Source organism: Aeromonas sp. S16(2024), assembly GCF_041403065.1.
GTDB lineage: Bacteria > Pseudomonadota > Gammaproteobacteria > Enterobacterales > Aeromonadaceae > Aeromonas.
In genome coordinates this window covers 1-19081 of sequence record NZ_JBGLQX010000031.1, presented here as the reverse complement: position 1 = coordinate 19081, position 19081 = coordinate 1, and the positions used below count along the sequence as shown (strand labels likewise).

Sequence of the window (19081 nt, the reverse complement as noted above, 5' to 3'; positions counted from 1 at the left end):
CTCTCTGGCCTATGCAATCCCTGTTTTCTTGACCTATCCGAAGGTGAACTGTTGATGTTGGTTGTGAACAATCCTGCCGCTCTGCGTGAACAGATCGGCCAATGGCGCCGCGAAGGCCGCGCCATCGCATTCGTGCCCACCATGGGTAATCTGCACCAGGGCCATCTCACCCTGGTCGATGAGGCCCGCAGCCACGGCGAGAAGGTGGTCGTCAGCATCTTCGTCAACCCCTTGCAGTTCGACAAGGCCGAGGATCTCGCCAACTATCCCCGTACCCTGGAGCAGGACTGCGCCGCCCTTCAGGCCGCCGGCGTGGATCTGGTGTTCACCCCGACCCCGGAGCTGATGTATCCCCAGGGGCTGGCCAGCCAGACCTTCGTCGAGGTACCGGGTCTCTCCAGCCTGCTGGAAGGGGCGCTGCGCCCGGGGCACTTTCGCGGTGTCAGCACCGTCGTCACCAAGCTGTTCAACCTGGTGCAGCCCGACGTGGCCTGCTTCGGCCAGAAGGATTACCAGCAGCTGGCGCTCATTCGCAAGATGGTGGCCGACATGGCCATGCCGGTCGAGATAGTCGGCGTGCCCACTGTGCGGGCCGAGGACGGGTTGGCCCTCTCCTCGCGCAACGGCTACCTGACCGCTGCCGAGCGCGCCCAGGCCCCCGAGCTCGCGCGCACCATGAACTGGATTGCCGAGCAGATTGAAGCGGGGAACAACCACCTCCCCTCCCTGGTGGCTCAGGCCAGCCAGCGTCTCGACAACGCGGGCTTCAGGACGGACGCCATCGACATCGTCGATGCCGACACCCTCGAATCGGCCAGCGCCGCCAGCAAGCGGCTGGTGATCCTGATGGCTGCCTATCTGGGCAAGGCACGCCTTATCGACAACCGCGTCGTCACCCTCATCAGCGCAAGCAACGACTGACAGTCCCGATGGCCGACCCTTACCCCGGCAAGGCCCGCCTTATCGACAATAGTGTCGTCACCCTTCAGGGTTGAGACACGGCAAGGAGACAAAAATGTCCAAGAAGGTTTATTGCATCGCCCAGTTCCTGCCCAAGCCGGGCAAGGAGCAGGCCCTGTTCCAGGTCTTGCAGGGGCTGGAGCCCAATACCCTGAGGGAAGACGGCTGCCTGCAGTACAGAGTCACCCGCCACATTGCCAGTCCCTTCGCCGAGGGGGAGAGCTTCCCCATCGTCTTCAACGAGATCTGGCAAGACATGGCCAGCTTCGAGGCCCACTGCCAGCGCGCCGAGATCAAGGCCTTCTTCGAGCGTTACTGTCTGGCCGAAGAGGGGCTGGCGGCCAAGTGGAACGTCTGCGTCTACAGCGACGAGCCGGCGGACTACGACGCGCCAGCCCTCTGAGGCTCTGCACCAGACAAATAAAAAAGGCGCCCGAGGGCGCCTTTTTGCTGGCCGGCTTGCACCTCAGTGGCGCAGCCCGGTACCCCGGGAAATCAGCCACCAGGCAAGTCCGTAGAGCGCGACGATGAAGCCGATGATGATGAGGTAGGCGGTGCCGAGCGGCACGTCGGAGATGCCGAGGAAGCCGTAGCGGAACGCGTTCACCATGTAGATGATGGGGTTCACCTGGGAGACCCCCTGCCAGAACGGCGGCAGCAGGCTGATGGAGTAGAAGACTCCCCCCAGATAGGTGAGCGGCGTCAGGATGAAGGTCGGGATGATGCTGATGTCATCGAACGACTTCGCGAACACGGCGTTGATGAGCCCCCCCAGGGAGAACAGGATCGAGGTCAGCAGCACGGTGAAGCAGACACTGAACAGATGGTGGACCTGCAGCGGCACGAAGAACAGGGAGACCAGTGTGACGATGAGACCGACACAGAGGCCCCGTGCCACACCGCCGCCCACATAGCCGGCGATGATGATGTAGTTGGGCACTGGCGCCACCAGCAGCTCCTCCACGTTGCGCTGGAACTTGGCGCTGTAGAAGGAGGAGGCGACGTTGGAGTAGGAGTTGGTGATGACCGACATCATGATGAGGCCGGGCACGATAAACTCCATGTAGCTGAAGCCCCCCATGTCACCGATGCGCGACCCGATAAGGTTGCCGAAGATGACGAAGTAGAGGCTCATGGTGATGGCCGGCGGCACCAGGGTCTGGATCCAGATCCGGGTAAAGCGGCTCACTTCCTTGGCCAGTATGCTCTTGAAGGCGATGTAATAGGTCATGGGGTTCATGCTTTGCGACCCTCCTCTACCAGGTTGACGAACAGCTCTTCCAGCCGGTTTGCCTTGTTGCGCATGCTCAGCACCTTCACCCCCTGGGCGGAGAGCTGCTCGAACAGGCTGTTGAGGGACTGGCTCTTGTCCAGCTCTACCTCCAGGGTGTGCTCATCCTGCATGCGACCGTTGAACTCGGGCAAGGTCGGCACCTGGCTGCCGGGCACCAGATCCAGCAGGAAGGTCTCCCGCCCCAGCTTGCCGAGCAGGTTCTTCATGCTGGTGTTCTCGATGAGGCGCCCCTTGTCGATGATGCCGATGTTGCGGCACAGCATCTCGGCCTCTTCCAGGTAATGGGTGGTGAGTATGATGGTGACCCCCTGCTCGTTGAGCTCCTTGAGGAAGCTCCACATGGAGCGACGGATCTCGATGTCCACCCCGGCGGTCGGCTCATCCAGGATCAGCAGCCTGGGCTCGTGCATCAGGGCGCGGGCTATCATCAGCCGGCGCTTCATGCCGCCGGAGAGGGTGCGGGCCGCCATGTCGCGCTTGTCCCACAGATCGAGCTGGCGCAGGTACTTCTCGGCGCGCACCTTGGCCTCGGCCCTTGGCACGCCGTAGAAACCGGCCTGGTGGGTGACAATCTGGCTCACCTTCTCGAACTGGCTGAAGTTGAACTCCTGAGGCACCAGCCCGAGCTGGGCCTTGGCCAGCTCCAGATCGGTGTCGATGTCGTAACCGAACACCTTGACCTTGCCGGCACTCTTGTTCACCAGCGAACTGATCACGCCGATGGTGGTGGACTTGCCCGCCCCGTTCGGGCCGAGCAGGGCGAAGAAATCTCCCTGCTTGACGGTGAGATCTATGCCCTTGAGGGCTTCGACGCCCCCCTGATAGGTCTTCTTCAGACCGCTGATTTCCAATGCGTTCATTGCAACCCCTGTGATGGATGAGCCCATCTCGAGACAGAAAAGGCGGCTTGAGCGCCGCCTGAAGACAGTCGATGGCGGGCGGCCAAGCTGCCCTGCCACGTCCGAGCCTTGCTTACTCTTGCGGAACTACCTTGCCGATGAAGGGCAGATTACGGTACTTCTGGGCGTAGTCGATGCCACAGCCCACCACGAACTCGTCCGGGATGGCGAAGCCAATCCAGTCCACCGGCACCTGGACCTCACGACGGGACGGCTTGTCCAGCAGGGTACAGATGGCCAGGGATTTCGGTTCGCGCAGGGAGAGGATCTCGCGCACCTTGTTGAGGGTGTAGCCGGTGTCGATGATGTCCTCGACGATCACCACGTCCTTGCCTTTGATGTCATCATCCAGATCCTTGAGGATGCGCACGTCACGGGTGCTGTGCATGCCGGAGCCATAGCTGGAGGCAGTCATAAAATCCAGGGTGATGGGCAGCTGGCACTGACGGCAGAGGTCGGCCAGGAAGACGCAGGAGCCGCGCAAGAGGCCAATCATCACGACTTCATCGGAGCCCTGGTAACGGGCGGTGATCTCTTCACCCAGTTTGGCGATCCGGGCGGCGACATCAGCCTCGGAGATCATCACCTCGACGTTGTGTTTCATCACATACTCCAATAATGGCCAAAGGGTTATTGGCCGTTCATTAACATCAAAACCGATGATTCTACCACTCCAACCGGAAGGCGTCAGGCATACGTGATGCTTTTATCGGCTTATTTTAATTGATAGAGTTAGCAAGCCTTCGGGCATTATCGGTGACAATACTATAAACACCATAATCAATAACTATTAGATGAAAAAACTATGGAACCACGCGCAGAGATAAGACGTCGGACCCGGCTGTCGCCGGAGGCTCGTCGTGATCAATTGATGGAATGTGCCATCGAGGTATTTTCCCGTCGCGGCATCGGCCGTGCGGGACATGCCGAAATTGCCGAGCAAGCCAAAGTCTCGGTTGCCACCGTCTTCAACTATTTCAACACCCGTGAAGATCTGGTCGATGAAGTGCTGGCCGAGATTGAAGGCTTTGTGCAGCAGATCCTCGAGCAGGCTTACAACGGCCAGGGCTCGGTCAGGGACAGCATCCACCGCCATGTGAAGCTGTTCGTTGACGCCGCCTATGACAAACCTGACCACGCCAGCATCTGGCTGGAATGGAGTTCATCGGTACGGGAAGAGGTCTGGCCCCGTTACACCCGTCTGCTGGACAAGGCGCTGGAGCGCATCGCCCCCCACCTGCAAGCGGCCATGGACAGCGGCGAGATCCAGAGCGTGCTGTCGGCGCAGGATCTGGCCCGCTCCCTGACCGGGTTCGGCTACGTCATGATGCAAATGATCAATCAGCCACAGCGCCCGACCCGGGAAGAAGTGACCGATTTTCTGTTCAAGTACGTGACGGCCCCCCTACAGGTGGTCTGATCCTCCCTGCCAATAAAAAGCGGCGCCGGACTGTTCAGGTCGGCGCCGCTTTTGTTTATCTCTCTTTCGTCTCGCTGGCTCAGGGCTTGGCATAGCCCCAGCGACTGGTCAGCGCATGCTCGACCCCCAGATGATCCAGGATGCGGGCGACCATGAAGTCCACCAGATCCTCGATGCTTTTCGGCTCATGATAGAAACCGGGTGCGGCGGGCATGATGGTCACCCCGAGTCGCGCCAGTTTCAGCATGTTCTCCAGATGGATCGCCGAGAAGGGGCTCTCGCGGGGCACCAGAATGAGCTGGCCGCGCTCCTTGATCACCACGTCCGCCGCCCGCTCCAGCAGGTTGTCGGAGGTGCCGTTGGCAATGGCCGAGACGGTGCCCATGGAGCAGGGACAGACCACCATCTGTTTCGGCGCCGCCGAACCGGAGGCCACCGGCGAGAACCACTCCTCCTTGCCGCAGGCGACTATCTGCCCCTCTTTGGCACCATATTGGCGACAGAGATGGGCCGACAGCTCTTTCGGCGAGCCTGGCCACTCCTGCTGCTGCTCGGTCTTGAGCACCACACGAGCCGCCGATGAGGCGAGCAGGTAGACCCTATAGTCCGCCTGCACCAGACACTGGAGCAGGCGCAGGGCATAGGGGGCGCCGGAGGCGCCGGTCAGCGCCAGGGTGATCTGCTTGTTCATGATGTGCCTTGCCTGAGGCGGGCGATCAGCTTGTCATGAATGCCGCCGAAGCCGCCGTTGCTCATGATCAGAATATGATCCCCCGCGCGGCTCTCGGCCACCAGGGCGCCGATCAGGAGCTCCAGATCGTCAAACACCTGCGCCGGACGGCTCATGTGGGCGGTCACCTCGCCGAGATTCCAGCCGATGTTCGACGGCTGGAAGAAGAACACCTCGTCAGCGCCATCGAAGCAGCCGGCCAGCTCCCCCTTGTGTACCCCCAGCTTCATGGTGTTGGAGCGGGGCTCCAGCACCGCCAGGATGCGGGCCTGACCCACCTTGGCGCGCAGGCCGCCGAGGGTGGTCTCGATGGCGGTGGGGTGGTGGGCGAAGTCGTCATAGACGCTGATGCCTGTCACCTCGCCCTTGAGTTCCATCCGCCGCTTGGGGGACTTGAACTGGCAGAGGGCGGCTATGCCGTGCTCCACCATGACACCGGCGTGGCGGGCGGCGGCGATGGCCATCAGACCGTTGTTGACGTTGTGCTCGCCGATACACTCCCAGTGCACCTCCCCCTGCTTGACGCCATCCAGCCACACCTCGAAGGCGGAGCCGTCATCGGCCAGCTTGACCGCCTTCCACTTGGCATCGTCCTGGCCCACCAGCTCCACCTCGCTCCAGCAGCCCATCTTGCGCACCGCGCTGAGGTTGTCGTCGGCCTGGGGGAAGAGCACCCGGCCATTGCTCGGCACGGTGCGCATCAGGTGGTGAAACTGGCGCTGGATGGCGGCGAGATCCGGGAAGATGTCCGCGTGGTCGAACTCCAGGTTGTTCATCACCAGGGTGCGCGGGTGGTAGTGGACGAACTTGGAGCGCTTGTCGAAGAAGGCGCAGTCATACTCGTCCGCTTCGATCACGAAGAAGGGGGCGGAGCCGAGACGGGCGGAGACCGGGAAGTTGCCCGGCACGCCGCCGATGAGGAAGCCGGGCTCCAGCTTGGCGTACTCCAGCACCCAGGCCAGCATGCTGGCGGTGGTGGTCTTGCCGTGGGTGCCGGCAACGGCCAGCACCCAGCGATCCTGCAGCACGTGCTCCAGCAGCCACTGGGGGCCGGAGATGTAGGGCAGATTGCGATCCAGTACATACTCCACGCAAGGGTTGCCACGGCTCATGGCATTGCCGATCACCACCAGATCCGGCGCCGGATCGAGCTGGGACGGGTCATAACCCTCGGTCAGCTCTATGCCTTGCTGCTCGAGCTGGGTGCTCATGGGGGGATAGACGTTGGCATCCGAGCCGGTGACTCGATAGCCCAGCTGTTTTGCCAACACCGCCAGACCACCCATGAAGGTGCCGCAGATCCCGAGAATGTGAATGTGCATACCGCTGCCTTTTCCAGTAAAGGGAGTGCGCATTCTAGGGTCTGTTGACCCGGTGGCACAAGCCGCGACCATGGCCAGAGCGCAGCCAGCCCCGACGAGGCGACAGAAATCGGACGAACTCAGGCGGCGCGACATCCACCAGCGTGCTCCCCTGCCCGCGAAATATGGTCATTTGACGGGACATCGCTATAATGTCGGCCTGCAAACTTGACTCCAACACTCAAAGGAAACGTCATGAGCCTGAACCTGGTACCGGCTGGCAAGAGCCTGCCTGACGACATCTACGTCATCATCGAAATCCCGCAGAATGCCGACCCGATCAAATACGAAGTCGACAAGGACAGCGGTGCCATCTTCGTTGATCGCTTCATGTCCACCCCTATGTTCTACCCGTGCAACTACGGTTACGTGAACGCCACCCTGTCCCTGGACGGGGATCCCGTCGACGTGCTGGTGCCGACTCCCTACCCGCTGCTGGCTGGCTCCGTCATCCGCTGCCGCCCGGTCGGCGTGCTGAAGATGACCGACGAATCTGGCGAAGACGCCAAGATCGTGGCCGTTCCCCACTCCAAGCTGACCAAGCAGTACGATCACATCCAGGATGTGAACGACCTGCCCGAGCTGCTGAAAGCCCAGATCCAGCACTTCTTCGAGCGCTACAAAGAGCTGGAAGCAGGCAAGTGGGTCAAGGTGGAAGGCTGGGGCGACAAGGCCGCCGCCGAAGCCGAAATCCTGACTTCTGCCGAGCGTTACGCTGCCAAGTAAGCGTCTCTCTCGCAAAAAAAGGCGCCTTATGGCGCCTTTTTTATTGGCCGTTGCGGGGACTGGCCGGGGGGATCCCCCTGGATATAGAGGTCGCGCCCGTTCTGTCGATAGGGGCGGTAATAGTTGTCGCCACAGCGATATTCCTGCCCGGCGCCCCCCACCAGATCGCAGTTGACCGGCAGCACCTCCAGCCACTTGACGGCCTGCTGGAAACGCAACCACTCCTGCCATTCATGTTCCCGCGCCAGCTGATCCCGCAGGGCGAAGGTATCTGCCGTGGACATGCCCTGATTGACGATCACCTGACCCGCCTGTGCCGGCAACGAGAGCAATATCAGCAAACACATTGAAACAGGCTTCATGGTTATTTCCCGCATGACTTATTTCCCTGATTAAATTTAAAGCTGGATCAGATAATTACCAATATCGTCATCACTAAACCAATCCAAATTCCGTCGGCTCACCTAGTTGTTTAGTATCACCCAAGCAGGATGCACACCATGAAACTGGCACAAGGCCTGCTGTGGAGTCTACTCTTCGGCTCCGCGGCTATGGCCAACGAGGTCAACCTGAGCTGGCAGTGGCAATCCGCCGACGGTCAACGCAAGCACCTGCAACTGAGCACGGACGAGCGGGTCCTCTCGGCCAGCCGCCACGAGATGACGCTGCTCGATACCTCCCTCAACTACCCGCTGGAGACGCTCTACTCCTACATCAGCCCCAGGCTCTACAACAGCATCAACCAGATCAACCAGCACAGCCCGGAGACGGCGACCAAGTTTCGCAATCTGGAGCAGGCCTTCACCCTGCATGACAACAGCTTAGAATCCACCCAGTTCTGGCAAGCCTATGAGCAGTATCAGGAAGATGCCTTCTACGAGATGCGGGTGCTGCCCTGCGTGCACCCGGCCAATCGCCAGCTCCCCTGCGTGAGGCCCAACTACTCCCAGCTGTTCTACCAGTTCAAGGGGGATCTCAAGCCCCTGGCCAGGCAGTTTTCGGCCAAGGATCTGGCCACCAGCGTCAACCTGTTGCAGGAGTGGTTAAGCGCCATACCCACCCCGCCCGAGCAGATGGATCACTTTGCCCCTCCCCTGCAGGCCCTGCAGGACAACAAGGCCGACAGCGACGAGAAGGCGCTGCTGATGGCCAGCCTGCTGGCGGAGCTGGCGCCGCAATACAACCTCAGCATCATCTATCCGGGCATCAGCATCGGCAGCGTCTCGCCGGCCTGGCTCGCCATCACGGCCGACAGCGGGCTGGAAGGGGACACCCTGGTGATAGACAACCAGCGCCACGTGCTGCTGACCGGCTCCCCCCTGCTGGCCCAGCAGATGACCATGGCCCAGATCCCCCTGGTCAGTGAGCCACTCTATTGAGTCCAGCGCCCAAAACATGGGCAACCAGTTGATTTTTATCGACTCCGTGCCATCCTTGCCGCCGTTGTTTGCAGATTCAGGGGGTGATTGATGCTGCGCCCTGATCAACCTTCGCGTTTATTTAACACTTTTTAAACAGATCCGATCAGTTTAGGATGTGGGTTGTCCCATTCCCTCGATCCCAAAATCGTTATAACATAACAAAGGAGTGTCATACGGATGAAACATCTCGTACTTACCCTGGCGCTGCTGCCAACCCTGGTTCTGGCCCACAACATCAAGGAGTCGGCCCAGGTGCCGCTGGTCAACATCGGCGACAAGGGTGAGCTTGTGCTGAAGGATAAAGCGATCAGCTATCAGCCCTGGCAAAGCAAGGTACTGACCGGCAAGGTCTTTCTGATCCAGCATATCGCGGGTCGCTCCAGTGCCAAGGAGCTCAACGCCCCCATGATAGAGGCGATCAAGGCGGCCAAGCTGCCCCATGACAAGTACCAGACAGTCACCATCATCAACAGCAATGACGCCATCTGGGGCACCTCCGGCTTTGTGAAGAGCAGCGCCGAAGACAGCAAGAAAGAGTTCCCCTGGTCCGCCATGGTGCTGGATGCCAAGGGCATGGCCCGCAACGCCTGGGATCTGGCGCCGGAGAGTTCGGCCATCATAGTGCTGGATAAAGAGGGCAAGGTGCTGTTTGCCAAAGATGGCCAGCTCGATGCCACCGAGATAACCAAGGTGATGGGGCTCATCCAGTCCCATCTCTGAATCAGAGAGAAGGGCGCTGATGGCGCCCTTTCCATAAGGGTCTATGGGTCGTTCCACGTTGACAATCTGGGTGTTGCTGCTGGGCTGGTTGTGGATGCAACCGGCGCTGGCACAGCACCCGCTTGAAGCCGACCTGCCCGAACATAGCCACGCCTGCACCCTCTGCGCCCTGCATCTGGATGGCAAGCTGGCACTGACCCCGACCCCCTTTGTCCCCACTCCGTCCTCTGCCATAGCGCTGTTTATCGGCGTCACCTTGCCGAACGTCACCCCCACCACAGCTAGCCAGTGCCGCATTCGTGCACCGCCACCGCTTCATCGCTTATCCGGCTATATCCATTTTTAAATAAACTTTTCAAAGGATTAACGATGAAAGCAGTCACCCTGTTACTGGCGGCCGCCGCATTCGGCGTGCAGGCAAACCACGATGAACACGACAGCCACGGCCACGGCGCCCACGAGCACGGCCACGGCCACCTCAATCTGGTGGTCGACGGCGACCAGCTGATGATCGAGCTGCAGGCTCCCGCCGCCGATCTGGTGGGTTTCGAGCACGCCGCCAAGAGCGATGAAGAGAAGGCGCAATACGCCAAGGCGGTGGCCCGGCTCCAGCAGCCTGACGCCCTGTTCCGCCTGGACCCGGCCGCCGGCTGCAAGCTGACCCAGCAGGAGCTGCAGGCCGCCAAAGAGGATCACGACCATGACCATGACCATGACAAGGCTGCCAGCGACGAACATGAACACCATCATGACGAAGAAGGTCATGCCGACACAGGCCACGCCGATCTCGGAGCCATGTATACCTACACCTGCGCCACCCCGGCCAAGCTCAATGGCCTGGAGGCTACCCTGTTCAGCCTCTACCCGAGCCTGGAGAAGCTGAGCGTGCAGGGCATACTGCCCACCGGCCAGACCGCGGCCGAGCTGACCCCGTCCGCCAACAAGCTGAGCTGGTAACGCCATGAAAAACGCCGTGGTTGAGATCCGCGATCTGGCCTTTGCCTGGCCAGGTGGCGAGGCTGTGCTCGATCTGCCCGCCCTGCGCATCAGCGAGGGGGAACGGGTGTTTATCAAGGGGCCATCGGGCTCTGGCAAGTCCACCCTGCTCGGCTTGCTGGCCGGGATCCAGACCGCCAACCACGGCACCCTGGAGGTGCTGGGCCAACCATTGGCCCGGCTCTCCGGCCGCGCCCGTGACCACTTCCGGGCGGCCAATCTGGGGTACATCTTCCAGCAGTTCAATCTGCTGCCCTTTTTATCCGTGCTGGACAACGTCACCGCCGCCCTCACCTTCTCCCCCGAGAAGCGAGCGCGCCTGCAGGGGAGTCCGGAACAGGAGGCTCGCCGCCTGCTAGGGGAGCTGCAACTGCCGGACGAGGCGCTGCACAGACCCATTCACGCCCTCAGCATCGGCCAGCAACAGCGGGTCGCCGCCGCCCGGGCGCTGATCGGCTCGCCGCCCCTGGTGATTGCCGACGAGCCCACCTCGGCCCTGGATACCGACAACAGGGCTGCCTTTATCAAGCTGTTGTTCGAGGAGTGCGACAAGCAGGGCTCGACCCTCGTCTTCGTGAGTCACGACCCCTATCTGGAGCCCCTCTTTCCCCGGGTGGAGAACCTGCAACAGCTCAACCGGAGGGCATCATGCTGAGCACCGTTCAACACTGCATCTCCCTGATGAATGCCATGCGCACCCACGCGGTACGACAACAAAACCGGAGGGTCACATGCTAAAGCTCGCCCTGCAAAGTCTCTGGGCCCGTCGCCTCACCGCCGGGCTTACCCTGCTGGCCGTCGCCATCAGCGTCACCCTGCTGCTCGGGGTGGAGCGGGTGCGCACCCAGGCACGCGAGAGCTTCTCCAATACCGTCTCGGGTACCGATCTTATCGTCGGCGCCCGCTCCGGTCAGGTGAACCTGCTGCTCTACTCGGTGTTTCGCATCGGCAACCCCACCAACAACGTGGGCTGGGACTCCTATCAGGCCATCAAGACAAAGCCAGGCGTTGCCTGGACCATCCCCCTCTCCCTCGGTGACTCCCACAAGGGGTTCAGGGTGCTCGGCACCAACGGCGACTACTTCACCCATCTGAAGTACGGCCAGCAGCAGTCGCTGCAACTGCGCGAAGGACGGCCGTTCGAGACGCCGTTCGAGGCGGTGCTGGGCGCACAGGCGGCACAGAAGCTCGGCTACAAGCTGGATCAAGCCATCGTCATCGCCCACGGCGCTGGCAACACCTCCTTCAGTCAGCACGACAACCTGCCGTTCAAGGTGGTGGGGATACTGGCACCGACCGGTACCCCCATAGATCGCACCATACATGTGCCGCTGACGGGCATAGAGGCGATACACCTGGGCTGGGACACCGGCCGTCACAGCAAGAATGTGACCCCGGAGCAGGCGCTTGCGCTGGATCTCACCCCCAAGACCATCACCGCCTTTATGGTGGGTCTCAGTAATCGCATATTGGCGTTCCAGCTGCAGCGCAGCATCAACACCTACCCCAGGGAGCCGCTGATGGCCATCCTGCCCGGGGCCGCCTTGCAGGAACTGTGGAGCCTGATGAGCGTGGCGGAGACGGCGCTGTCGGTCATCGCGGGCTTCGTGGTGGTGGCGGGCCTCATCGGCATGCTGACCACCCTGCTGGCGGGGCTCAACGAGCGGCGCCGCGAGCTCGCCATATTGAGATCCCTGGGGGCGGGTCCTTCCCACCTCTTCCTGCTGCTGGCACTGGAGGCGATGGCGCTGACCACCCTCGGCATCGCCCTCGGGGTGGCCGCGCTCTATCTCGGTCAGGGGCTTGCCACCCCCTGGCTGCTCAGCCACTATGGCCTGCAAATGAGCCTGGGGCTGCCGAGCGCCTATGAGTGGCAACTGCTGGGGCTGGTGTGGCTGGCGGGCATGGTGATCGGCCTGCTCCCCGCCGCCCGCGCCTACCGCTACAGCCTGAGCGACGGCATGAGCATCCGCGTCTGACCCCGGACGCATACGACCAAGAAAGAAGGACAGATGATGAAGTGGAAGATAGTGGCGCTGCTGGCCAGCCTGCTGGTGCTGCCTGCCATGGCCGCCGATTACAAGACCATCGACTGGGACGTCTTGATCCCGGAGGGGGAGAAGCTGCTGCCACCGCCCCAGGTCAATCACGAAGATCCCATGTCGGTGCCGCAGCCGGTGGGCGGGGTGAACAAGAAGCTGGACAACCAGGAGGTGCGGATCCCCGGCTTCGTGGTGCCGCTGGAGGGGGATGCCAAGACCATCACCGCCTTCCTGCTGGTGCCCTACTTCGGCGCCTGCATCCATGTGCCGCCGCCCCCCACCAACCAGGTGATCTACGTGAGCTACCCCAAGGGGGCGCCGGTGGACGATCTCTGGGACGCCATCTGGGTCAAGGGCAAGATGCACACCGTCAGCTCCAGCCACGAGATGGCCACCGCCTCCTACTCCATGGAGGCGGTCGAGGTCAGCGTCTACGAAGAGTAAGCCACACCGATGGCCTCCTGCGGGAGGCCATTTTTTTATCCTGAGCCCGGTGACGCCGTCCCCGCCTGAGGGATTGTTCATGGGCCCGGTTGGAGTAACATTCAACACCAGACCCTGCGATCACGGAGCCAGCATGGCCGACCTGCCCCCCAAGAAAGAGAGTGCCATCCTGAGCAGCCAGGAGCAGACCCTGCGCCTGGCCCGCAGTCGTGGCATAGACGGCATGCTGACCCGCAACAGCGACAGCACCTTCGAACAGCGCGCCACCTTCCGCCATCTGGCGGATCAGGCCGCCCGCCAGCGCAATCTGGAGGCCATCATGGTGATGGCCGCCCGCCACTGCGAGGAGACGGCGGCCGGCGGCGAGATGGACAGCGACTGGCTGACCCGCTTCCTGCAACTGGCCGAAGACATCAGCATGGTGCCCATGCAGCAGCTGTGGGGGCGGATCTTCGCCCTGGAGGTCGCGACCCCGGGCCGCTTCTCCATCCGGGCCCTCAACACCCTCAAGGAGATGACCCAGCGCGAAGCCCAGCTGTTCCAGCGCATCTGCGCCCTCTCCTGCCACTACGAAGGCAGCGACGAGCAGCGCCTGCTGCTGGGCATGCACAAGGGGGCTGGCCTGCTCAGCCGCGCCAAGGTCACCCGCATGGGGCTGGGCAAATACCGGGTCCCCTACAGCGCCCTGCTGCTGCTGTGCGATCTCGGCCTGCTGCACCGCGGCGAATTGGAATCCGGTCCCCTGCCTGCGGACGGGGTCGAGCTGGCCTTCGGCAATCAGCGCTGGCGCCTGCGCCAGCGCCAGAGCAACCTCACCCTGCTCTATTACCGCCTCACCCCCATCGGCAACGAGCTTGCCCTGCTGCTGGAAGAGCCCCCCCTGGAGGAGTACCTGCAGGACTTGAAGACCCTGCTCTCCACCCACCTGCAGATAGAGACCCAGATGCCGGCCCCGGCTGGCGAGCCAGATCTCCCCAGCTGATCCCGGCGGGCGCCCCCGGCCCCGCCTTGCCAAATTGCGAAACCCGTCACGCCGTTGCCAAAACGGCTCCCAAAAAGCGAATCGATTCAGCAGGCGGAGACGCCGGGCCGTGCCGTTTTCGTCAATCTCCGGATTTTGAGCAAACAAGATTCATTTTGAACGCAATTTAAGCGTCCTCTGACACTCTGGTGCACGGCTTGCAATGGGACCACTAGTCCCAAATTGTCGGGACTCATCATCCCCTCCACAGCCGGACGCCGCCATGAGAGTCAATCAACCCGTTACCCAGCGTGAGCGCCTCTATCCAGTGCACCAGAACCTCATCTCCACCACGGATCTGGAGAGCCGCATCACCTATGCCAACGACGAGTTCTGCCAGATCGCCGGCTTCACCCTGGAGGAGCTGCAGGGCGCGCCCCACAATCTGGTCCGCCACCCCGACATGCCGCCCCAGGCCTTCGCCGACATGTGGCGCCATCTGCGGGAAGGCAAGAGCTGGATGGGCCCGGTCAAGAACCGCTGCAAGAACGGGGATCACTACTGGGTCAGCGCCTTCGTGACCCCCATCCAGGATGCGAGCGGCAAGGTGGTGGAGTACCAGTCGGTACGCACGGCGCCGGATGACGCAGTCAAGCAGCGGGCGGAGCGAGTCTATGAGGAGATTCGCAGCGGCAAGACCCCGCGGGCCCTGCGCCTCCCCCCTTCTCCCACACGCTTGCGCTCACTCTCTGCCTGCTGCCTTGCCTGACGGCCCTGGTGGCGCTTGGCTATCAGCACGGCACTGACTGGCCCCTTCTCCTCGGCGCCCTCTCCCTGATGCTGGCGCTCGCCATCAACCAGACCCTCTCTCGCCGCCTCGCGCGGCTGGATACCCTGGCCCGCGACCGCTTCGACAACCCCTTGATGCAGCTGCTCTACACCGGCCGGGTCGATCGCCTGGCCGCCGTCGAGCTCGCCATGCAGATGAACCAGGCCGAGTTCAATGCGGTGCTGGCCCGCACCCAACAGACCTGCCGGCAGATCCTGACATCCGCCCAGACGGATCTGCACAATGCCGAGACCATCACCGACAACCTGCAGCAACAGCAGGCCCAGACCAACCAGGTGGCGACCGCCATCACCCAGATGGCGGAATCCATCCGCGAGGTCTCCCACAGCTCGACCGCCGCCTCCGATCGGCTTGACGAGACCGCCGGCCTGTTCAGGGAGGGCAATCTGCGCGTGCAGGAGACCATCGAAGAGGTGGAAGGAATGCACGGCGAGCTGATGACCTCCAAGGGGGTGATCAACACCCTCGCCACCCAGTGCCGGGCCATCGACGGCATACTGGACGTCATCAACAACATCGCAAACCAGACCAACCTGCTGGCCCTCAACGCCGCCATCGAGGCGGCCCGTGCTGGCGAGGCGGGTCGCGGCTTCTCGGTGGTGGCGGACGAGATCCGCACCCTGGCCATCAAGACCCAATCCTCCACCGGCGAGATCCAGAAGATGATCACCCTGCTGCAGGGCAGCGCCGGGGATGCGGAACAGGCGATGGAGAAGGGAGAGCAGCGCTCCGCCATCTGTCGACTCAAGGCCGCCGCCACCGGGGACGTGCTGCAACAGATAAGCGATCGCCTGCTGCAGGTGGCCTCCGGCAGCAGCCAGATAGCCCAGGCGGTGCAGGAGCAGTCCCAGGTCACCGCCGACATCGACCGCAGCGTGCTCAGCATCAAGACCCTGGCCGACGACTCCAGCCAGGGCAGCCGCCACGCCGTGCAGGGCATCATTCAGCTGGTGCGCCAACTCGGCGAGCTGGAGCGGCTGGTGCGCCAGTTCCAGCAACATCCCGCCGCCCAGCCAACCAGTGCGACCCTGACCAGCGGCCAGCCCCTGCTGGCCCGCTAAGCCTTCACGGAGGAAACCAGACCTAAAGACCGTGCGCTAATACAAAAAAGCATGGGCCCCTGTCGTCACCGGCAGCGGGCCCAATTATCTCTGGTGGGAAATACGAGTCTGACCGGGTTGCCCTCGCCTGGACTAGCGCCCGGGCAAGATAATGCGTTGCAAATCCGCCCGCGCAGCCACCTGCCTGCCCTGCCGCGCTGACCATTGCGGCTATGCAGCATGGCGCTCAGCAGGGTAATGACCTCCCCCATACACCGTGAGCCTTGAGTCTTGAGTCTTGAACCTTGAGCTTTGGTCGTTGGGCGGGAAAGCGGGAAAGCGGGAAAGCGGGAAAGCGGGAAAGCGGGAAAGCGGGAAAGCGGGAAAGCGGGAAAGCGGGAAAGCGGGAAAGCGTAGCGCCTTGAGATCCCTCTTATCCAGCATGCCGCAAGCCCACCCCCGCAGCCCCCTCAATTTATTGATCTTGCCCGAGAAATCGCCCTCTCCCCCTTCCCTAATCAGCCCCGTTCGGTAACATAGCCGCTTGGCAACCTCTTGCAGGAGTCAGCCATGAGCCAGACCAGTGACACATCGCAGGTAAAAGAACAGCAAACTGGAAGCTGGAATTCAGGGGCGGTAGCCTTGCCGGTGATGTCCACGACCCACTCCCTTACTGTTCTTTTATTCGCTGGTAATAATTGCGCTCAAAGAGGAAGTCAAGCGAACACGTTCAGTTTTAGAGGTAGGCACATAAATCATTGTTTTTAAATATCATTTAAACTTCCGGTATCAGTACGAAGCGAAGTTAGATGGAAGGTAGTATTAACGTGTTAGTACCACCTTCCATCTAATCACTGTTAGGAGGCAAATCTAATTATGCTTCAAATACATGGCACAAAAGATAGCTCGCCTGAGTATAGAGCGGCTGAAATACTGGCAAATGCTGCAACTATAGCAATGCCGGAGATTGAACAAGAGCGTGATCTAGCACTCCATATCTTTCCATCTATCCAATGTTTTGGGCAGCGATTTCAAGACATAGATTTACTTGTTATCTTTGCTGACTATACTGATCGCGAAAAGCCACATGGTATTCACTCATTTTGTGCATGCATCGAAGTGAAATCACATTCCGAAGACGCCGTTAGGTTTGAAGGAGCAAAATGCATAGTTAAATACAATAACCAAGATCATGACGTAACAACCCAAAGTGAGGGTCAAAAGTACTCTGTACGAGATTACATAAACAAGAACAATAAAAATAGAAGCTCTCCTTATATCAGTAATTTAATATGGCTTACTTCTGTTTCAAAAAAACAGCTACCAAAAACACTAAATAACATCGTTGGTATGGATTCAACATGGGCAGATTTTTGTTCCACATTGTCCATGCTAAATGGCAATAAACCTTTAATTTCCTTTAGTTCCAAAAATTATCTAAATGGTATTTGTGAAATATTTTCACGTGAATTGAAACCGTCAAAAATTGATCGAAAACGATTAGAGGAAATCACCAAATCTGTTTTGGATCGTACTCAACAGCAATATGCAGAAAAGCTGGGTAAGCAATTATTAATATATCGCGGCCGTGGCGGCACAGGGAAAACAGTACGACTAATAAGAACTGCCTACCAAGCGTATGACGAAATGGGGCTTCGGGTTGTTCTTCTAACGTATAACCGAGCCTTGGTCGCCGATCTCCGTAGGCTGCTGGCTTTGTTGGGAGCAAAAGATGCCGTTGGCAGAGGAAGCATCTCAATAAAGACTATTCAAAGTTTTACCCATGAGTGGCTAGTACAGCTGGGTGTTATTTCTAAACAGCAACCTAATTTCTTAACAGAATATGATAACTTCATGAAAACAGCGCTCACGTATATTCGTGATGGAGCTCTTTCAAATAACGATATTTCGCTAGCAAAGACAACAGCCAGCAAACACCTTGCTTGGGATTTGATTCTAATAGATGAATCTCAGGATTGGCCTGAGAGCGAAAGGGATTTGATTTATCAATTATATGGCTATGAAAAAGTTATCATTGCTGATGGAGTGGATCAATTTGTCCGCGGTGTAAAAAGTATTGATTGGCGAGAAGGGATTGATCGAACAAAGTCACAGATTGTTCCGCTTCGTAAAAGCCTAAGGTTAAAATCCAGCCTATGCCAAGCAGTTGGCTACTTCGCCGAAAAAATCGAATATGCTAATTGGAATTTGCAGCCCTTACCTGAGGCGCATGGTGGCAGGGTTATAATCGTCATAGGTGATGCTCTTTCGGAAGGATTCCATAGAAGACTCTCCGCCACAGCTAAGGATGATGGCAATCATCCAATTGATATGCTTTTTTGTGTTCCACCAAGTTGGGTTAAAACCAATATGAATGGAGATAAATCATCAATAGTTGCAGATCAATATAAGAAATGGGGATTAAAAACTTGGGATGCGGTTGATCCAGAACTACGTGGAGAATATCCCACAAGTTTGGAGCAATATCGAATTGTGCAGTATGAGTCTTGCAGAGGTCTAGAGGGCTGGGTCGTTGTTAACTTTGGGTTGGATGAGTTTTTTGATTATAAGTGCTCGAATGCTGAAATCTCGGAAGAAGAAAAAAGTGATATGTTTTTTGATAATGAGGAATCAGCGATTGAGTATGCCAAGAAATGGGTAATGATCCCATTAACACGAGCGATAGACACGTTGGTTATACATGTGAGTGACGAAGCGTCTTATATCGGAAAGCTTTTACTTGAATTACATGAAACGCATCCAGAGTCTGTGAGGCTATACAGATATTAGTGCATGTGCTGATAAGCGGATACGTCCCCCCCTAGCTAAGCGCTACTGTCGGACAAGTTTTCAGCTGCACTAAATACTTTCCGCAGAGAGCGACGTTAGAGCAATACAAAAAATGAGATAACATTTGTCTATCTTTATTGGATAATTAAGAAGAAAACGCGGCTCTTATTGATGATGATATTCGCTCAAGATAGACCAAGTAGAAAAGTCACTTATCTTGATTGAATATACAGAAAAAATCGCTGAGGATGTCCAAAAAGCAAGTAATGGAATATTTCATAGATTGTTTATGCCGCTAAAGAGAAGGGAGCTAATGCAGGGCAAACGCATGAGTGCTTATTTTTCATCCACCTCGTTAAAGCCACTCAGGAGCACTTGCTCCAGATAGCTGCTGTTCATTGCCGCTATCTTTTGCTTACGTCTGATG

General features: G+C 59.2%; 19 protein-coding genes and 1 pseudogene. 14 read left to right on the top strand and 6 right to left on the bottom strand.

Annotation, left to right across the window (positions count from 1 at the left end):
• Nucleotides 1-54: 54 nt before the first annotated feature.
• A complete protein-coding gene (gene panC, locus ACB030_RS18230; RefSeq protein WP_371161767.1) occupies nt 55-921 on the top strand; it encodes a pantoate--beta-alanine ligase in 867 nt (288 codons plus the stop codon).
• Nucleotides 922-1015: 94 nt separating this feature from the next.
• Entirely contained in the window at nt 1016-1363 is a 348-nt protein-coding gene (locus ACB030_RS18225; protein ID WP_139434066.1) for a putative quinol monooxygenase, read from the top strand.
• A gap of 63 nt (nt 1364-1426) precedes the next feature.
• Here the strand turns inward: ACB030_RS18225 and ACB030_RS18220 are convergent, their stop codons facing one another.
• From ACB030_RS18220 to hpt, 3 genes are all read right to left on the bottom strand, one after another.
• Nucleotides 1427-2200 carry an ABC transporter permease gene (locus tag ACB030_RS18220; RefSeq protein ID WP_025328198.1) on the bottom strand — a complete coding sequence of 258 codons (774 nt, stop codon included), beginning with the start codon at nt 2198-2200 and terminating at the stop codon, nt 1427-1429.
• The gene (locus ACB030_RS18215; RefSeq protein WP_234675959.1) at nt 2197-3114 is read right to left on the bottom strand and encodes an ABC transporter ATP-binding protein; all 918 of its coding nucleotides are present in this window, start codon (nt 3112-3114) and stop codon (nt 2197-2199) included. Before ACB030_RS18215 ends, ACB030_RS18220 begins: the two co-directional genes overlap by 4 nt.
• A 112-nt stretch (nt 3115-3226) precedes the next feature.
• A complete protein-coding gene (gene hpt / locus ACB030_RS18210) occupies nt 3227-3757 on the bottom strand; it encodes a hypoxanthine phosphoribosyltransferase (RefSeq protein ID WP_025328200.1) in 531 nt (176 codons plus the stop codon).
• 201 nt (nt 3758-3958) lie between these two features.
• Here hpt and ACB030_RS18205 point away from each other — a divergent pair, with 201 nt between their 5' ends.
• Entirely contained in the window at nt 3959-4573 is a 615-nt protein-coding gene (locus ACB030_RS18205; RefSeq protein ID WP_371161763.1) for a TetR/AcrR family transcriptional regulator, read from the top strand.
• Between the two features lie 79 nt (nt 4574-4652).
• Here the strand turns inward: ACB030_RS18205 and ACB030_RS18200 are convergent, their stop codons facing one another.
• Together ACB030_RS18200 and mpl are read right to left on the bottom strand one after the other, a co-directional pair.
• The gene (locus ACB030_RS18200) at nt 4653-5264 is read right to left on the bottom strand and encodes a flavin prenyltransferase UbiX (RefSeq protein ID WP_371161761.1); all 612 of its coding nucleotides are present in this window, start codon (nt 5262-5264) and stop codon (nt 4653-4655) included.
• The gene (gene mpl, locus ACB030_RS18195; protein WP_371161759.1) at nt 5261-6625 is read right to left on the bottom strand and encodes a UDP-N-acetylmuramate:L-alanyl-gamma-D-glutamyl-meso-diaminopimelate ligase; all 1365 of its coding nucleotides are present in this window, start codon (nt 6623-6625) and stop codon (nt 5261-5263) included. Before mpl ends, ACB030_RS18200 begins: the two co-directional genes overlap by 4 nt.
• 234 nt (nt 6626-6859) lie before the next feature.
• Here mpl and ppa point away from each other — a divergent pair, with 234 nt between their 5' ends.
• Nucleotides 6860-7390, top strand: a complete 531-nt coding sequence (ppa, locus tag ACB030_RS18190; protein ID WP_005329022.1) for an inorganic diphosphatase — start codon at nt 6860-6862, stop codon at nt 7388-7390.
• A 26-nt stretch (nt 7391-7416) separates the two neighbouring features.
• On the opposite strand, the gene ACB030_RS18185 is transcribed toward ppa, so the two are convergent.
• A complete protein-coding gene (locus tag ACB030_RS18185; RefSeq protein WP_193558498.1) occupies nt 7417-7767 on the bottom strand; it encodes a hypothetical protein in 351 nt (116 codons plus the stop codon).
• Between the two features lie 123 nt (nt 7768-7890).
• Between ACB030_RS18185 and ACB030_RS18180 the strand changes: the two genes are divergently transcribed.
• The 10 genes and pseudogenes from ACB030_RS18180 to ACB030_RS18135 all read left to right on the top strand — a co-directional run bounded on the left by ACB030_RS18180 (nt 7891) and on the right by ACB030_RS18135 (nt 18654).
• The gene (locus ACB030_RS18180) at nt 7891-8769 is read left to right on the top strand and encodes a hypothetical protein (RefSeq protein ID WP_139434060.1); all 879 of its coding nucleotides are present in this window, start codon (nt 7891-7893) and stop codon (nt 8767-8769) included.
• A gap of 219 nt (nt 8770-8988) precedes the next feature.
• Nucleotides 8989-9531, top strand: coding sequence for a YtfJ family protein (locus tag ACB030_RS18175; RefSeq protein WP_139434059.1), 543 nt, complete (start codon nt 8989-8991; stop codon nt 9529-9531).
• A gap of 43 nt (nt 9532-9574) precedes the next feature.
• Nucleotides 9575-9877 (top strand): hypothetical protein, encoded by a 303-nt coding sequence (locus ACB030_RS18170; protein ID WP_371161755.1) that lies wholly within the window; start codon nt 9575-9577, stop codon nt 9875-9877.
• A 23-nt stretch (nt 9878-9900) separates the two neighbouring features.
• On the top strand, nt 9901-10488 hold the full coding sequence (locus tag ACB030_RS18165) for a DUF2796 domain-containing protein (protein ID WP_371161753.1): 588 nt from the start codon (nt 9901-9903) through the stop codon (nt 10486-10488).
• 4 nt (nt 10489-10492) lie between these two features.
• Nucleotides 10493-11182, top strand: a complete 690-nt coding sequence (locus ACB030_RS18160) for an ABC transporter ATP-binding protein (protein ID WP_371161751.1) — start codon at nt 10493-10495, stop codon at nt 11180-11182.
• A gap of 76 nt (nt 11183-11258) precedes the next feature.
• Nucleotides 11259-12506 carry an ABC transporter permease gene (locus ACB030_RS18155; RefSeq protein ID WP_371161749.1) on the top strand — a complete coding sequence of 416 codons (1248 nt, stop codon included), beginning with the start codon at nt 11259-11261 and terminating at the stop codon, nt 12504-12506.
• A gap of 33 nt (nt 12507-12539) precedes the next feature.
• Nucleotides 12540-13013: a DUF3299 domain-containing protein gene (locus ACB030_RS18150; RefSeq protein ID WP_025328211.1), complete on the top strand. Its 474-nt coding sequence runs from the start codon at nt 12540-12542 to the stop codon at nt 13011-13013.
• 133 nt (nt 13014-13146) lie between these two features.
• The gene (locus tag ACB030_RS18145; protein ID WP_371161747.1) at nt 13147-13995 is read left to right on the top strand and encodes a TIGR03899 family protein; all 849 of its coding nucleotides are present in this window, start codon (nt 13147-13149) and stop codon (nt 13993-13995) included.
• 262 nt (nt 13996-14257) lie between these two features.
• Nucleotides 14258-15885, top strand: a pseudogene (locus ACB030_RS18140) (PAS domain-containing methyl-accepting chemotaxis protein).
• Nucleotides 15886-16740: 855 nt separating this feature from the next.
• On the top strand, nt 16741-18654 hold the full coding sequence (locus ACB030_RS18135) for a hypothetical protein (RefSeq protein WP_371161745.1): 1914 nt from the start codon (nt 16741-16743) through the stop codon (nt 18652-18654).
• Nucleotides 18655-19081 lie beyond the last annotated feature (427 nt).

Coding starts and splice junctions, on each gene's coding strand:
- panC (WP_371161767.1), top strand. CDS start 55: ATGTTGGTTGTGAACAATCCTGCCGCTCTGCGTGAACAGATCGGCCAA.
- ACB030_RS18225 (WP_139434066.1), top strand. CDS start 1,016: ATGTCCAAGAAGGTTTATTGCATCGCCCAGTTCCTGCCCAAGCCGGGC.
- ACB030_RS18220 (WP_025328198.1), bottom strand. CDS start 2,200: ATGAACCCCATGACCTATTACATCGCCTTCAAGAGCATACTGGCCAAG.
- ACB030_RS18215 (WP_234675959.1), bottom strand. CDS start 3,114: ATGAACGCATTGGAAATCAGCGGTCTGAAGAAGACCTATCAGGGGGGC.
- hpt (WP_025328200.1), bottom strand. CDS start 3,757: ATGAAACACAACGTCGAGGTGATGATCTCCGAGGCTGATGTCGCCGCC.
- ACB030_RS18205 (WP_371161763.1), top strand. CDS start 3,959: ATGGAACCACGCGCAGAGATAAGACGTCGGACCCGGCTGTCGCCGGAG.
- ACB030_RS18200 (WP_371161761.1), bottom strand. CDS start 5,264: ATGAACAAGCAGATCACCCTGGCGCTGACCGGCGCCTCCGGCGCCCCC.
- mpl (WP_371161759.1), bottom strand. CDS start 6,625: ATGCACATTCACATTCTCGGGATCTGCGGCACCTTCATGGGTGGTCTG.
- ppa (WP_005329022.1), top strand. CDS start 6,860: ATGAGCCTGAACCTGGTACCGGCTGGCAAGAGCCTGCCTGACGACATC.
- ACB030_RS18185 (WP_193558498.1), bottom strand. CDS start 7,767: ATGCGGGAAATAACCATGAAGCCTGTTTCAATGTGTTTGCTGATATTG.
- ACB030_RS18180 (WP_139434060.1), top strand. CDS start 7,891: ATGAAACTGGCACAAGGCCTGCTGTGGAGTCTACTCTTCGGCTCCGCG.
- ACB030_RS18175 (WP_139434059.1), top strand. CDS start 8,989: ATGAAACATCTCGTACTTACCCTGGCGCTGCTGCCAACCCTGGTTCTG.
- ACB030_RS18170 (WP_371161755.1), top strand. CDS start 9,575: ATGGGTCGTTCCACGTTGACAATCTGGGTGTTGCTGCTGGGCTGGTTG.
- ACB030_RS18165 (WP_371161753.1), top strand. CDS start 9,901: ATGAAAGCAGTCACCCTGTTACTGGCGGCCGCCGCATTCGGCGTGCAG.
- ACB030_RS18160 (WP_371161751.1), top strand. CDS start 10,493: ATGAAAAACGCCGTGGTTGAGATCCGCGATCTGGCCTTTGCCTGGCCA.
- ACB030_RS18155 (WP_371161749.1), top strand. CDS start 11,259: ATGCTAAAGCTCGCCCTGCAAAGTCTCTGGGCCCGTCGCCTCACCGCC.
- ACB030_RS18150 (WP_025328211.1), top strand. CDS start 12,540: ATGATGAAGTGGAAGATAGTGGCGCTGCTGGCCAGCCTGCTGGTGCTG.
- ACB030_RS18145 (WP_371161747.1), top strand. CDS start 13,147: ATGGCCGACCTGCCCCCCAAGAAAGAGAGTGCCATCCTGAGCAGCCAG.
- ACB030_RS18135 (WP_371161745.1), top strand. CDS start 16,741: ATGCTTCAAATACATGGCACAAAAGATAGCTCGCCTGAGTATAGAGCG.